The 13,734-nt window shown below is 61.5% G+C and carries 10 protein-coding genes; 7 read left to right on the forward strand and 3 right to left on the reverse strand.

All coding sequences use genetic code 11. The features are described 5' to 3' along the window. Nucleotides 1–143 precede the first annotated feature (143 nt). Nucleotides 144–1,247: an aldose epimerase family protein gene (locus PSV43_RS04740; protein ID WP_300194308.1), complete on the forward strand. Its 1,104-nt coding sequence runs from the start codon at nt 144–146 to the stop codon at nt 1,245–1,247. After that, nucleotides 1,244–2,077 (forward strand): protein phosphatase 2C domain-containing protein, encoded by an 834-nt coding sequence (locus PSV43_RS04745; protein ID WP_300194310.1) that lies wholly within the window; start codon nt 1,244–1,246, stop codon nt 2,075–2,077. Before PSV43_RS04740 ends, PSV43_RS04745 begins: the two co-directional genes overlap by 4 nt. A 91-nt stretch (nt 2,078–2,168) precedes the next feature. Here the strand turns inward: PSV43_RS04745 and PSV43_RS04750 are convergent, their stop codons facing one another. Further along, a complete protein-coding gene (locus PSV43_RS04750; RefSeq protein WP_300194312.1) occupies nt 2,169–3,206 on the reverse strand; it encodes a methionine synthase in 1,038 nt (345 codons plus the stop codon). A 167-nt stretch (nt 3,207–3,373) separates the two neighbouring features. Between PSV43_RS04750 and PSV43_RS04755 the strand changes: the two genes are divergently transcribed. Next, nucleotides 3,374–4,213 (forward strand): PEP-CTERM sorting domain-containing protein, encoded by an 840-nt coding sequence (locus PSV43_RS04755; RefSeq protein WP_300194315.1) that lies wholly within the window; start codon nt 3,374–3,376, stop codon nt 4,211–4,213. Between the two features lie 46 nt (nt 4,214–4,259). On the opposite strand, the gene PSV43_RS04760 is transcribed toward PSV43_RS04755, so the two are convergent. Together PSV43_RS04760 and PSV43_RS04765 are read right to left on the reverse strand one after the other, a co-directional pair. Further along, nucleotides 4,260–5,183 carry an amidohydrolase family protein gene (locus tag PSV43_RS04760; protein ID WP_300194317.1) on the reverse strand — a complete coding sequence of 308 codons (924 nt, stop codon included), beginning with the start codon at nt 5,181–5,183 and terminating at the stop codon, nt 4,260–4,262. A 105-nt stretch (nt 5,184–5,288) separates the two neighbouring features. After that, nucleotides 5,289–6,521: a thymidine phosphorylase gene (locus tag PSV43_RS04765; protein WP_300194318.1), complete on the reverse strand. Its 1,233-nt coding sequence runs from the start codon at nt 6,519–6,521 to the stop codon at nt 5,289–5,291. 75 nt (nt 6,522–6,596) lie between these two features. Between PSV43_RS04765 and PSV43_RS04770 the strand changes: the two genes are divergently transcribed. From PSV43_RS04770 to PSV43_RS04785, 4 genes are all read left to right on the forward strand, one after another. Beyond that, the gene (locus tag PSV43_RS04770) at nt 6,597–9,032 is read left to right on the forward strand and encodes a PSD1 and planctomycete cytochrome C domain-containing protein (protein WP_300194319.1); all 2,436 of its coding nucleotides are present in this window, start codon (nt 6,597–6,599) and stop codon (nt 9,030–9,032) included. A gap of 182 nt (nt 9,033–9,214) precedes the next feature. After that, on the forward strand, nt 9,215–10,243 hold the full coding sequence (locus tag PSV43_RS04775) for a Gfo/Idh/MocA family oxidoreductase (protein ID WP_300194321.1): 1,029 nt from the start codon (nt 9,215–9,217) through the stop codon (nt 10,241–10,243). A gap of 441 nt (nt 10,244–10,684) precedes the next feature. Continuing rightward, the gene (locus PSV43_RS04780; protein ID WP_300194323.1) at nt 10,685–12,445 is read left to right on the forward strand and encodes a trypsin-like peptidase domain-containing protein; all 1,761 of its coding nucleotides are present in this window, start codon (nt 10,685–10,687) and stop codon (nt 12,443–12,445) included. Nucleotides 12,446–12,638: 193 nt separating this feature from the next. Continuing rightward, nucleotides 12,639–13,451: a TatD family hydrolase gene (locus PSV43_RS04785; RefSeq protein ID WP_300194325.1), complete on the forward strand. Its 813-nt coding sequence runs from the start codon at nt 12,639–12,641 to the stop codon at nt 13,449–13,451. Nucleotides 13,452–13,734: the final 283 nt, after the last annotated feature.

The raw sequence follows: 13,734 nt of genomic DNA on the forward strand, positions 1-13,734 counted from the left end.
ACCTGCATGGGGAAGATAGCGGCGGAGGTTACACACGATCATGCGGCCCAGGCCAGAAACTTCATCCCGAGGCGTGGAATCCCTTCTTGCAGAAATGGAGCGTCACCGTCACACTCGCCGTCCAACCCGCCCCAAGCTCAACCATGCGCTTTCTCGCGCTACCCACCTTTTTCCTGTTTCTCATGTCGATCTCCGGTTCGTCTGTCGCTGCCAGCGTCGAATCTCACGTCTGGGGAAAAACCCCGGCAGGTGAGGAAGTGAAGCTCTTCACGCTGCGCAACTCCAGCGGCATGGAGGCCAGGATCACCAACTGGGGCGGCTACATTGTCTCGCTCAAGGTGGCGGACAAAAGAGGGAAGTTCGCTGACGTGGTGCTCGGGTTCGACACGCTGGATGGTTACCTTGCTAAGAACCCCTTCTTCGGCTGCATCGCGGGCCGTTATGCGAACCGCATTGGCAATGCCGTGTTCAAGCTTGATGGCGTGGAATACAAGGTGACGGCCAACTCCGGCAAGCACCAGCTCCACGGTGGCAAGGAAGGCTTCGACAAAAAGCTGTGGTCCGCGAAAGAGATCCCGAATGGCGTGGCGCTCAGCTACACCAGCGTCGATGGCGAGGAAGGCTACCCCGGCACGCTGAAGTGCACCGTGACCTACACCCTGACTGAAGACAACGGATTGCAGATCGGGTACGAAGCCACCACGGACAAGCCCACCGTGCTGAACCTGACCAATCATGCCTACTTCAATCTCTCCGGTGAAGGCGGCGGCGACATTCTGGGCCACGAACTGACGCTTCCGACCGATCAAATCACCGCCACCGATGACGACCTCATCCCCACAGGCGAGAGCGTCAGCATCAAGGGCACGCCGCTGGACTTCACCACCCCGCACACGATTGGCGAACGCATTGGCGCGGACTTCAAACCGCTCATTCAGGGCATCGGCTATGATCACAACTACGTCCTGTCCGGCAGCGGCATGAAGCTGGCCGCCAGCGTGAAGGACCCTGTCAGTGGTCGGGTGATGACCGTGCGCACCACGGAGCCCGGCGTGCAGCTTTACACCGGCAATCATCTCAATGGCGTGTCGGGTAAAGGAGGGCATATTTATGCAAAGCGTCATGGCTTCTGCCTTGAAACGCAGCATTATCCCGACAGTCCGAACCATCCGAGCTTCCCCAGCGTGACCCTGCGTCCGGGTGAATCTTTTCAAAGCACCACGATTTACCAGTTTTCTGCCGAGTGAGCGCCACCACCACCGTCCTGACCGATCGAGTCCCCCTGTTTGACTCCCAGCCGCCTGCGTTCATTCAGGAGCAGGATTTTGCCGCGCGGCAGTATCGGGGTCGTCGCGACAATCAGGAAGACTACTATGCCTTTGCTGACGCCGCCGAGCCTGAGGAGCGCAGCCTTGAGCGCCTGCTCCTCGTCATTGGCGACGGACTCGGTGCGCATGCCGGTGGCAGCGTGGCCAGCTACATTGGGGTGAACGCCTTTGTGCGCGCCTACCATGAGCAGGACGGCCCACCTTCCTGGAAGCTCAAGCACGCTGTCGAGACGGCGAATGAAACCCTCGGCATCATCACCAGCCGCATGCCGAGCGTGGCTCCACCCATGGGCACCACGATGGTGGGCGTACTCATCACGCCGAAGACGATGGAATGGATCAGCGTGGGCGATTCCCCGCTGTTCCTCTTCCGCGATGGCGAACTGATCCGCCTCAATGCCGACCACAGCCTTTCCCCGCTGATCGACGCCCGTGCTGATCGGGGCGAGATCACCCGCGAAGAAGCCGCCAATCATCCCGACCGCCACACGCTCCAGGCAGCTCTGCTCGGCATGCCGCTGGCGATGATCGACACCCCCTCAGAGCCTTGGACCCTGAAGAAAGGCGACATCATCATCGCTGCGAGCGATGGCATCTTCACGCTCACCCACAAGGCACTCGAGGAACTCCTCAGCTTCGGCAAGCACACCACGGCGGACAAAATCTCCGACGCGATCATCTTCGCCATCCGCCGCATCAACGACGACCGTCAGGACAACACGACGGTGGGTGTGGTGAAGATGGGCTAGAAAGTACTCCCGAACTTTAGTTCGTTCTGGAGAGGGCGCCGCCTCGCCCAAGTCCGCCAGACATTGAGCTAAAGCTCATGAGTGCTTTTGTTCACAGCCCCAGTTCCCGTTTCACGATTCCGACGCCCGCCACCATGCTGGCCAGCTTTTTCTTCGCCGCCCAGCGCGCCGTCTGACTCAGCCCGCAATCCGGCGCAAACACCAGTTTGTAAGCAGGCGCATGTTTCAAGCAGGCACGCACGGCATCGGCGATCTGCTCCGGCGTTTCAATGTGGTAGCTCTTCACATCGATGATGCCCACGGCGACGTCGTAGCGCTCGGCCATCGGCTTGATGACTTCCAGCTCAGCGTATTCACGGTTCGCCATCTCCACGTGCACCTCGTCGCAGTGCAGGTCGAGGAAAGCGGGGAACAGCGGCGCGTATTTGCGCCAGCCGACCGGGTGGCCTTTGAAATTGCCAAAGCACAAGTGCGTGCAGATGCGTGCCTTGCCATAGCCGCTGCTCACGGTGCGGTTGAAGATGTCCACGAAGCGCTTCGTGTCCTCGCGGTAGCCGTAGCAGCTCATGCTCGGCTCATCGACGCAGATTTCCTCCGCACCCGCCGCCACGAGGTTGGCGATCTCTTGGTTCACGATGGGCAGCAGTGCCTCCGTGATGGCGTAGCGGTCTTTGTACTGGGCATTCGGCGCCAGCCGTCCGCTGAGCGTGTAAGGCCCGGGCACAGAGACCTTCAATCGCTTGCCGGTGTGCGCAGCCAGGCGCTGCAGACGCTCAAACTCCTCCACCACACCCAGCCCGCGCGGAGCACTCAGTTCGCCCACGACTTCATGTTTGCCACGCTGATCATGTGCCGGCGGCCCAAACCGACGCGGGCTGGATGGTTCGAGTGAGATGCCCTCGATAAAACCGTAGAACGACAGATTGAAATCAAACCGCGTTTGCTCCCCGTCCGTGATGACATCGAGCCCGGAGGCTATTTGATCCTGGATGGCCACCTGCGCGGCGTCATCCTGCATTTCCGCAATGTCCGCGCTGCCAAACTCCGCGAGATGCCGCGCTGAAAACTCCAGCCAGCCAGGAAACGGGTAACTGCCGATGACGGAGGTGCGGAGGGGGTGGGATTGCATGTGGGGCAGCTTATCGACGTAAGAGGCTCAGCGTCAAAGCCAAGCGGTAAAACACAACCGATGCGGCGGAAAGGTTCATTCGCCTCATCCTCTTCTAAATTAAATCTTAGTTTACTACGGTCGAGGTTAACTAAGCTATTAGAGTACTAGTCTAATTCCACATACTTATGAAAACCAACAATTTTATTTTATTTTGTTTAGTTAATTACTTTACCATTTTAACACTTAATGCCCAAACGCCACTCGTTGGCACCGACAGCAGCTACAACTCGATTTTCCCTTCCTCCAGTCCCGTCACCTACGACGTCCCGGGGGGAGGACTGCTCTCGATCACCCTGTCCAATGGCTCCACCACTGCCACCCGGGGACTGTGGGATCTCACCGCCCAGGGAGGTGCCAATGCGACAATTCTCCTAAGCTTGACGGAGTCTGCTGCGCAGGTGGCTTTGAATGGCTCGGCCCTGCAGTTCCAGATCAGCAATGACAACAATTCCCTGCTCGGCCTTCTGGGTGTTGGCACCAGCATCCATTACGGATGGCAGGCGGTGGCCTATTTCGACACTCCTGGAGATGTGCTCAACTACACGCCCAACACCCATTACAGCATCAGCTTTGATGTGGATGGCAACAACGGCCTGCTCAGTTCCGTGGCAGGATTGAACCCGAGCTTCACCTTTGAACTGATCGACGGCCTGGGGAACACACTGACCAGCAGCAACAACACCACGCAGATCAACATTGCCGGACTGCTTGGCTCAGGGGTAACGACAGGCACGGTGAATCTGGACTATCTTCTGGACGGCACGGCTCCCAGCGGTCCGATTGGTGTGCGGTTTATCGGCGATGCCACCGTCGGAGCCACTGCTCTGAGCCTGGGCACCGACTTTGCCACCATTTCAAACCTCAACATCACCACCGCGCCTGTGCCAGAACCCGGCGGCAGCGTGCTGATTGCCTCCGTGGGCCTGCTATTCCTGCTGCGCAGGCGGCGGCTTGGAAGTGTCTAGACACCGAGCACCGCCTGTTTAGCCAGCCCTGTGGACTTCAAATAGATCACTGTCTCGACACCCAGCGATACGCCTCCTTCGAGTTCTTCCAGAAGTACTTCTCGCAGGCTTCCGTGCCTTTGGCGCGGAAGTATTCGTCCACGATTTTGAAGACGACCTCATACGGCGCGCCTTTGTCGGAGACGGGCCAGTCGCTGCCGTAGATGAGGCGGTCGGGGCCGAAGTTTTCCCACAGGTGGTCGAGAATGGGGAGGTAGTAGGCGGTGTCCGTGGGAGCCTTTCCGTACTCGCACTTCACCTGCTCCACGAGGGCGGAGACCTTCATGAAGGTGTTCGGCTGTTTCGCCACGGTGCGGATGTTGTCCTTCCATTCGGGGCGCAGGGACTGCGGATCGTCGGAGGCACCCAGGTGATTGATGAGGACGCGCAGGTCGGGCACATCAGCGGCGAGTTTTGCGGCATGGGGCAGGTAGGCGGGAGAACCGTTCAAGTCGAGTTCGAGCCCGTGTTCAGCGAGCTGTTTGGCTCCGGCGAGCACTGAGTCTTGTTTTGCTGCATCTTGCAAAAAAGCACCGCTCCAGCGCACACCCCGGAAGATGGGATTGGCGGCGAAGCGTTTCAAATGGCCAGCGAATTCAGCGCCGGGATCGAGATGGCCCACGAATCCCACGATGCACTTCTCCTTCGCTGCGAGATCGAGTATCCACTGGTTGTCCTCCACGAGCAGGCTGGCTTCGACGACGACGGTTTCCTTGACGCCATGCGGTGCTGCCACGGCGAGCCAGTCCGCAGGCAGCACGGTGCGATAAAGCGGCGAGCCTTGCTTCGGCCACGGCACGCCACCAGGGCGGGAGGGATCATAGAAATGCGTGTGCGTGTCGATGATGCGCGTCGCAGGCGGTGCGGCCTGAACAGATTCATGCAGCAGTGCGGCGGCGGTAGTGGTCTGGAGGAAGCGGCGGCGGTTCATGGGAGGCAAACGTCAGGAGACATTGATTTCACACCGCAGAGAAGGGAACGCCGCAGAATTTTTTATCAGAACAATCTCTGCGGTGTGAAGTCATTCAGTGCTTTTTCAAACGATGTCGATGCACTCCGCCAAAACGTCGAGCGTGCGAAACAGCGCGCCTTTGGTGCGGGCATGCACGCGCAGCAGTACATCGCCGGTTTGCACGTGGGTGCCAGTTTTGGCGATTTGATCGCAACCCACAGCGAAGTCGATGGCGTCAGCCGCTTTGGAGCGGCCCGCGCCGAGTTCGAGGACGGCCTGGCCGATGGCTCCGGCATCCATGCGCGTCAGCGTGCCGCTGGCGGTGGCTTTGAGTTCCCCGATAAACGGTGCGCGATGCACGGTGTCCATCCGTTCCAGCGCGTCCACGTTGCCTCCTTGCGCAGCGACCATCTCTCGAAACTTCCGCCACGCATCACCGCTGTGCAGGATGGCGGCCAGATCAGAGCGGGATGAAATGGAAACGGCGGACGCGAGATCGAGCACGATGTCCTCCAGATCCTGCGGACCTTCGCCTTTCAGGCAGCGCACACACTCGGCGACTTCCAGCGCATTGCCGGCGGACTCTCCCGTGGGTTCGTTCATCTCGCTCAGGCGCACGCTGGAGCGCACCCCCATGGCCTGACCGACGGTGACCAGGCTTTCTGCGAGTCGGTGCGCCTCGTCCTGCGTCTTCATGAAAGCGCCGGAGCCCCACTTCACATCCAGCACGAGGCGGTTCAGACCTTCGGCCAGCTTCTTGCTCATGATGCTCGCGGTGATGAGCGGCACGCTCGGCACAGTGCCGGTGACGTCGCGCAGGGCGTAGAGTTTTTTGTCCGCAGGGCAGATGCCGGCGGTCTGGCCGACCATGGCGCAGCCGACGCGGTCCATGAGGTGATGAATCTCCACCTCATTGAGCTGGGTGCGAAAGCCGGGGATGCTTTCGAGTTTATCAAGCGTGCCGCCCGTGATGCCGAGACCGCGACCGGAGATCATCGGCACCCACACGTTGTCGCAGGCGAGCAGGGGTGCGAGAATGAGGGAGGTTTTATCGCCAATGCCGCCGGTGCTGTGTTTGTCCACGCGCATGGGGTCGTGGTCATTCCACAGCAGCATGGTGCCGCTGTGCAGCATGGCCTCGGTGAGCGCGGCGGTTTCCTCCGTGGTCATGTCGCGGAAGAAGATCGCCATCGCGAGGGCGCTCATCTGGTAGTCCGGCATGTCCCCGCGCGTGAAGGCGGAGATGACGAAGTGGATCTCCTCGGCCGTGAGCACGCCGCCATCGCGCTTGTGCTCAATGAGGGTCGGGATGTGCATGGGGCATGCTTGGTTCTGCCATGCGTGTTTGGCAATACTGAACCTGCGGACTTCGTATGCTCAGTTCGTCCCATCATGCGCGTCCTTTGTGTCCTCCTCAGCCTCGGCTCCGCTCTTCCTGCGGCGGCGATTGATTTTTCACGCGACATCCAGCCGATCCTTTCGGACAACTGCTACTTCTGCCACGGCCCGGATGCGAAGGAGCGCAAAGGGGACCTGCGGCTGGATGTGGAGCAGGAGGCGAAAGCGGTGAAGGACGGCGTGGCGGCCATTCTTCCGGGCAAGAGCCATGAGAGCACGCTGATCGAGCGCATCCTGAGCACGGACCCGGATGAGGTGATGCCCACGCCCAAGAGCAACCGCACGCTGTCGGATGCGCAGAAACAATTGCTGAAGCAGTGGATCGACGAAGGGGCGAAGTGGGGAACGCACTGGGCTTTCAAGAAGATCGAACGACCCAAGGTGCCGGACGTGGGCGAGCAGCATCCCATCGATGCCTTTGTGCGCGCCAAGCTGACGGAGAAGGGGATGAAGCCTGCGCCCAAGGCCGATGCGGTGACGCTGCTGCGCCGTGTGTCGCTGGATCTCACCGGACTGCCGCCGACTGAGGGCGAACTGAAGAACGATTATGCCAAGACCGTGGCGCGCCTGCTGGATTCGCCGCGCTTCGGTGAGCGCTGGGCCTGGGACTGGCTGGACGCAGCGCGCTATGCAGACACGAACGGCTACCAGGGCGACCCCGAGCGCACCATGTGGCCGTGGCGTGACTGGGTGGTGAAGGCCATCAACGAAAACATGCCCTATGACCGTTTCACGATCTGGCAGCTTGGCGGCGACCTGCTGCCGGATGCAACGCCGGAGCAAAAGCTGGCCACGGGATTTAACCGCAATCACATGATCAATGGCGAGGGAGGGCGCATCGCCGAAGAGACGCGCGTGGAGAATGTGATGGACCGCGTGGAGACGACCAGCACCGTGTGGCTGGGGCTGACGATGGGCTGCACGAAGTGCCACGATCACAAATTCGATCCGCTGACCATGCGTGACTACTACGGACTCTACGACGTCTTCAACCAGACGAGCGAGGACGGCAAAGGCCGCAGCGGGCAGGCTGCACCGGCGCTGGACATCTCGACGCCTGCCGAGCTCGAACTCGTGAAGGCGACGACGGAAAAAGTGAATCAAGTCGCAGCGGAACTGGAAGCCTTTGAGTTGAAAAAATGGCCGCGTCCGGCTGGCAAACCGCTGACGGAATCTGATGCGATCAAGCTGCCAGGAAACCTGCCGAGCTACATCGCCAAGACGGAGCCAAAGAATCGAGGCGTGGATCCGCTGCTGGAGGCGGTGAACTATTTCAAGGGCAAGGACGCTGCGTACACGAAGCACCTGCAAAAGCTCCTCGCCGCAGTGCGCGCACGCGTTTCAGCCGCCAACGCCGTCACCAAGGTGATGGTCATGGACACGCTTCCGAAGCTGCGTGAGACCTTTGTTTTGGAGAAGGGCGCGTATGACAAAGCCAGCACCACGCAGGTCCGTTTCAACGTGCCCGCGAGCCTGCCTGCGATGAAGCCCGACGCGCCGCGCAATCGCCTGGGCCTCGCGGAATGGATCGTGAACCGGGACAATCCGCTCACCGCTCGCGTGACGGTGAACCGCTTCTGGCAGGCCTTCTTTGGCGTGGGACTGGTGAAGACGGCGGAGGATTTCGGTTTGCAGGGCGAGGAGCCACCCCTGCGCGAGTTGCTCGACTGGCTGGCCTCCGAGTTCATCGACAGCGGCTGGGATGTGAAGGCGCTGCTGCGTTTGATCGTGACGAGCGAGACGTACCAGCAATCCTCGAAAATCGCCGATGCGCAGATCGATCCTGAGAACCGCTATCTGGCGCGCGGGCCGCGCTTCCGCATGCCGTCGTGGATGCTGCGTGATCAGGCCTTGTTGGTGGCCGGCCTGCTGCAGGACAAGCTTGGCGGCCCCGCAGTCAAACCCTACCAGCCCGAGGGCATCTGGGAGGAGGCGACCTTTGGCAAAAAGAGCTACGTGCAGGATCACGGCGATGCGCTCTACCGCCGCACCTTGTACATCTTCTGGCGGCGCATCGTGGGACCCACGATGCTGTTCGACAATGCCGCGCGGCAGACCTGTGTGATCAAAGCCACCCGCACGAATACGCCGCTGCAGGCGCTGGTGACGCTGAACGACGTGACCTACGTCGAGGCCGCGCGTGTGCTGGCGCAGCGCGTGCTGCTGGCAAATCGTGGAAACGAGGACGCGGCGCTCGTGCAGGCGTTTCGTCTCGTCACCTGCCGCGGGCCGACCCAGGCGGAAGCAGCGCTGCTGAAGGCACAGCTTGGCAAGTTGCGGCAGCAGCAGTCGGATCTTCCGGCGGCGCTCCTGTTGCTCGCCGTGGGAGAGTCAAAGCGTGATGAATCCATCCCTGCCATCGAGCACGCCACATGGACGAGCCTGTGCCTCATGCTGCTGAATTTGGATGAGGCGGTGACGAAGGAGTAGCTCTTCCACTCTCAGAGATGAGGTGGGGAACTTGCAGGCACGTTAAGACCTGCGTTGCCCCTCTCCTTTTCGCACCTGTTTCAGTCCTTTTGTGCTGCTCAGGTACGGTTTCTCCTACGTAGCCCGCTTTTCCCCAGAAACCGCCCCGAAAGGCCCTGCCAGATGCGGCGTAGTCCTCGGCCATGATTCGCACCCTGCTCTTCGTTATCGGCGCTTCCGCGCTGCTTTCTCTCAATGCCCGCGCCCAGAACATCCGCGCTGGCATCATCGGCCTCGACACCTCCCATGTGCTGGCTTTCACCAAGACGCTGAACGCCAAGCCGCAGCAGCCGGAGGTGATGGGCGTGCGTCTTGTCGCCGCCTATCCGCAGGGGTCGAAGGACATCGAGGGCAGCACCATGCGCGTGCCGGAGTACACGGAGAAGGTCAAGGCCATGGGCGTGGAGATCGTGCCCAGCATCAATGATTTGCTCGACAAAGTGGACGTCGTTTTCCTCGAATCCAATGACGGCCGCGTGCATCTGGAGCAGGTGCTGCCCTGCATCGAGGCGCACAAGCCGGTCTTCCTCGACAAGCCCATCGCAGGCTCGCTGGTGGATGTGATCAAGATTTTCGATGCCTCGAAGAAGGCCAGCATTCCCGTGTTTTCCTCGTCCTCACTGCGCTTTGGCAAAGGCACGCAGGCGGTGCGTGGCGGCAGCATTGGCAAGGTGAAAGAGGCCAGCACCACCAGCCCTGCCAGCCTGGAAGAGCACCACCCGGATCTGTTTTGGTACGGCATCCACGGCGTGGAGTCCCTCTTCACCGTCATGGGCACCGGCTGCCAGAGCGTGAAGCGCGGCACCGTCATGGAAGAAGTCACCACCGTGGACAAAGTCACCAAAAAGGAGACCAAGCAGACCGTCAGCCGCATCACCGTCACCGGCACCTGGGAAGGCGGCCGCAGCGGCACCTTCACCGAAGCCAAGGGCTATGGCGGCAAGGCCGTCGGCGAGAAAGGCGAGGCCGCCATCGGCACCTACGACGGCTACGATCCGCTGCTCTACTCCATCGTGCATTTCTTCCGCACCGGCATCGCTCCTGTTTCACCGGAGGAGACGCTGGAAATCTACGCCTTCATGGAGGCTGCCGACGAGAGCAAACGCCGCAACGGCGCGGAAGTCTCCCTCAAGGAAGTGATGGACAAGGCCCTCGCAGAAGCGCGTAAATAAGCGACTTGTTCAAAATCGGGCGCGGCATGCGCGGTCGTAGGATGGGTGTGGCGACAGCCCGCCCGTCTATCAGCGTACCGCAAGCACACTGGCATGCGAACGTACTCGCAGTCGGGCGGTTTGGCGGAGATGGCTATGGGCATCGCCGTGCCTTCGACGCCAAACACACCCAACCTACATCAAGAGCGATCCCGCTGTTCGTGTTGGAAATTTCTGCTGCTTCCAGGTGACCGCGATGAATAGATCCGCTCTTTCGAGCGCGAGCGCCGTAGTACGGAACAGACCAAAACGCCCCCGCAACGGCTCCTTGTAGCGGTGGTTTGAGATGTGAAAGAGTCCCTTTCTTTCGCACAAATATGTTCAACATTCCCACGGCCACTACGTCTGAAAGACAGGCTCTCCCCCCGAGACGCTGAAAAATCCCCACCCAAACGCCCACACATGAAGACTCAACCACGCATCTGCATCGCGTTCACCTGTGCCGGCATGCTGGCGGCAGGACTGCCCTCTCTCCAGGCTCAGCAGCCTGGCGCACTGCCGCCGGGTACACTGCCGCCTGCCGCATCAACGCAGCCTGTGTCACCGCCGACCCTCATGCCACCTGCGGATGCGAAGGGGCCTCTGACGGCGGAATTCAATGCGAAGATCCAGCGTGACTCCACCACCCTGCCGAACAACGGCCAGTTGCAGATGAGCTATGCCAGCGTGGTCGAAAAGATTCTGCCCAGTGTCGTTACCATCCACTCCTCCGCGCCGATCAAGGCTCCGGACGTGGATCAGATCCCGCCGCAGCTCCGCCCCTTCTTCTACCGCTTCTTTGGTGCCCCCGGCGGTCAGGATGGCCAGGGCCAGGACCCCTTCGGCGGCATGAACGAGGACGAAGAGCCCGCACCCGCCCCACGCCGCCGTGGCCAGCAGCAGCCGCCCCAGCGCCAGCCGCAGCCCCCTGCGGATGATGAGTCCCATCAGTCCGAGGGCGTTGGCTCCGGCATGATCATCAGCACCGACGGCTACATCATCACCAACAACCACGTCGTGGCCGATGCCAAAAAGATCCTCGTGGATGTGGATGCCAATGGCTCCACCAAAACCTACCGCGCGACGGTGGTCGGCACGGACCCCCTCACCGATGTCGCTCTCATCAAGATCGACGCCACCGGGCTCATTCCCGCCACGCTGGGAGACAGCTCCAAGCTCCGCGTCGGCGACATCGTGCTCGCTGCCGGCGCGCCGATGGAGCTCAGCCGCTCCGTTTCCTTGGGCATCGTCAGCGCCTTGGGCCGCAGCAATGAAGGCATCGTCGGCAAGGGCAATGGCCGTGGCGGCCGCGTCCAGGGCTACGAAGACTTCATTCAGACCGACGCCTCGATCAATCCCGGCAACTCCGGCGGCCCGCTGGTGGATGCCATGGGCCGCGTCATCGGCATCAGCACCGCCATCCTCTCCCGCACTGGCATGAATGCCGGCATCGGCTTTGCCATCCCCATCAACATGGCGCTTCACATCGTTGAAGATCTGCTGGACGACGGCACCGTGCAGCGCGGCTTCCTCGGCGTGCAGATCACCGATCTCGACGGCGCTCTCGCAGATCGCCTCGGCTTTAAAGAGCAGGGCGGCGCAGTCGTCATGATGGTGGGCGCAGGCTCCCCCGCCGAAAAGGCAGGCATCCAGCTGGAAGACATCATCGTTGCCATCAACAGCCAGCGTGTGGACAGCAGCAGCCGTCTGCGCCTCATCGTCAGCGGCACTAAGCCCGGCAGTCAGATCCCCATCGACGTCATGCGCGGTGGCAAACGCTTCACCATGAACGCCACGCTGGAAGCTCTCCCTGAAGAGGCCCTGTCTGAACTCAGCGGCGGGCAGCGCGGCATCCCACGCAGCGGCCCCGGTGCAGGGGGAGCGGCCCAGGACAATGTCAGCGAACTCGTCTCCGGCGTCACCGTCCAGACCCTCAGCCAGGCTCTGCGTGAGCGCCACGACATCCCCAACAACGTCAACGGCGTCATCGTCACCAAGGTGGATGCCGACAGCCGCGCCGCTGCCATGGGTGTGGAAGAAAGCGACGTCATCTCCCACGTGAACCGCAAGCCCGTGGCCAATGCCGGCGAGGCCCGCACCCTCGCCAAAGGCAGTGACAAAACCGTTCTCCTCCGCGTGTGGCGCAAAGGCGACACGATGCTGCTCATGATTGGCAACAACTGAGGCGCTGATGAATCATTCGCCCGCGTGTGCTGAAAGGCATGCGCGGGCTTTTTTGTGCCTGCCAAAGTAGCCTTGTTGCTGTGCAACAAGGGAAACCTCCCGGCCTCGCACACCGTTCCCGCTCTGGACTTCTGCTGGCTTTCCTGTTTGCAACGCGCTCCCTTGTTCCGCAGGAACAAGGCTGCTTTGCCCCATGCTCTACGACGCCCACAATCACCTCCAGGATGACCGCCTCGACCCGTGGCGTGGGCAGATCCTAGCCATGCTGCCGCAGACCGGGCTGGCGGAGATGATCGTGAACGGCTCCTGCGAAGAAGACTGGCCCGCAGTGGCGGAGCTCGCGCGGCAGCACACCTTCATTCGCCCCGCGTTCGGCCTGCACCCTTGGTACGTCAAAGAACGCACGGGGGACTGGGCCACCACGTTGCGGCAGTTTCTGGTAGATCATCCGAAGGCCGTGGTGGGCGAGATCGGCCTCGACCGCTGGATTGAAAACCCGGACGTCGAAGCCCAGCTCGAATGCTTTCACACGCAGCTCGCGCTCGCCGTCGAGCTGGACCGCCCCGCCACCCTCCACTGCCTGCGCGCCTTTGGTCTGCTGGAGGAAACCCTGCGCAAAGCCACGCTGCCACGGCGCGGCTTCCTGCTGCACTCGTATGGCGGCCCTGCCGAGATGATCCCCGGCTTCGTCAAACTCGGTGCCTATTTCTCCATCAGCCCCTACTTCGGCCACCCGCGCAAAGCCGCCCAGCTCGCTGTCTTCAAAAGCGTGCCGCTGGACCGCCTCCTCACCGAAACCGACGCCCCCGACATGTGGCCGCCGGATGAACTCAATCCCCACCCGCTGCACACAGCGGAGGGCAAAGCGATCAATCACCCCGCGAATCTCAGGGTGAGCTACGAGCTGCTGGCGCAGGTGCGTGGGATGGAAGTGGCGGAGCTGGAGGAAGTCATCGCTACGAATTACACCACCCTCTTCGGCACCCCCACACGCCTTGCGGCCTGAAGGGCCACTGGAGTCAGCCCTGCCCCCTGCACGCAGCCGCTGGCAAAGCGATCAATCACCCCGCCAACCTCCGCGTGAGCTATGAGCTCCTCGCGCAAGTGCGTGGGATGGAAGTGGCGGAGCTGGAGGAAGTCATCGCTACGAATTACACCGCCCTCTTCGGCACCCGCACACGCCTTGCGGCCTGAAGGGCCGCTGGAGTCAGCCCTGCCCCCTGCACGCAGCCGATGGCAAAGCGATCAATCACCCCGCCAACCTCCGCGTGAGCTATGAGCTCCTCGCG

The sequence above is a fragment of the Prosthecobacter sp. genome, assembly GCF_029946185.1.
Classification (GTDB): domain Bacteria; phylum Verrucomicrobiota; class Verrucomicrobiia; order Verrucomicrobiales; family Verrucomicrobiaceae; genus Prosthecobacter.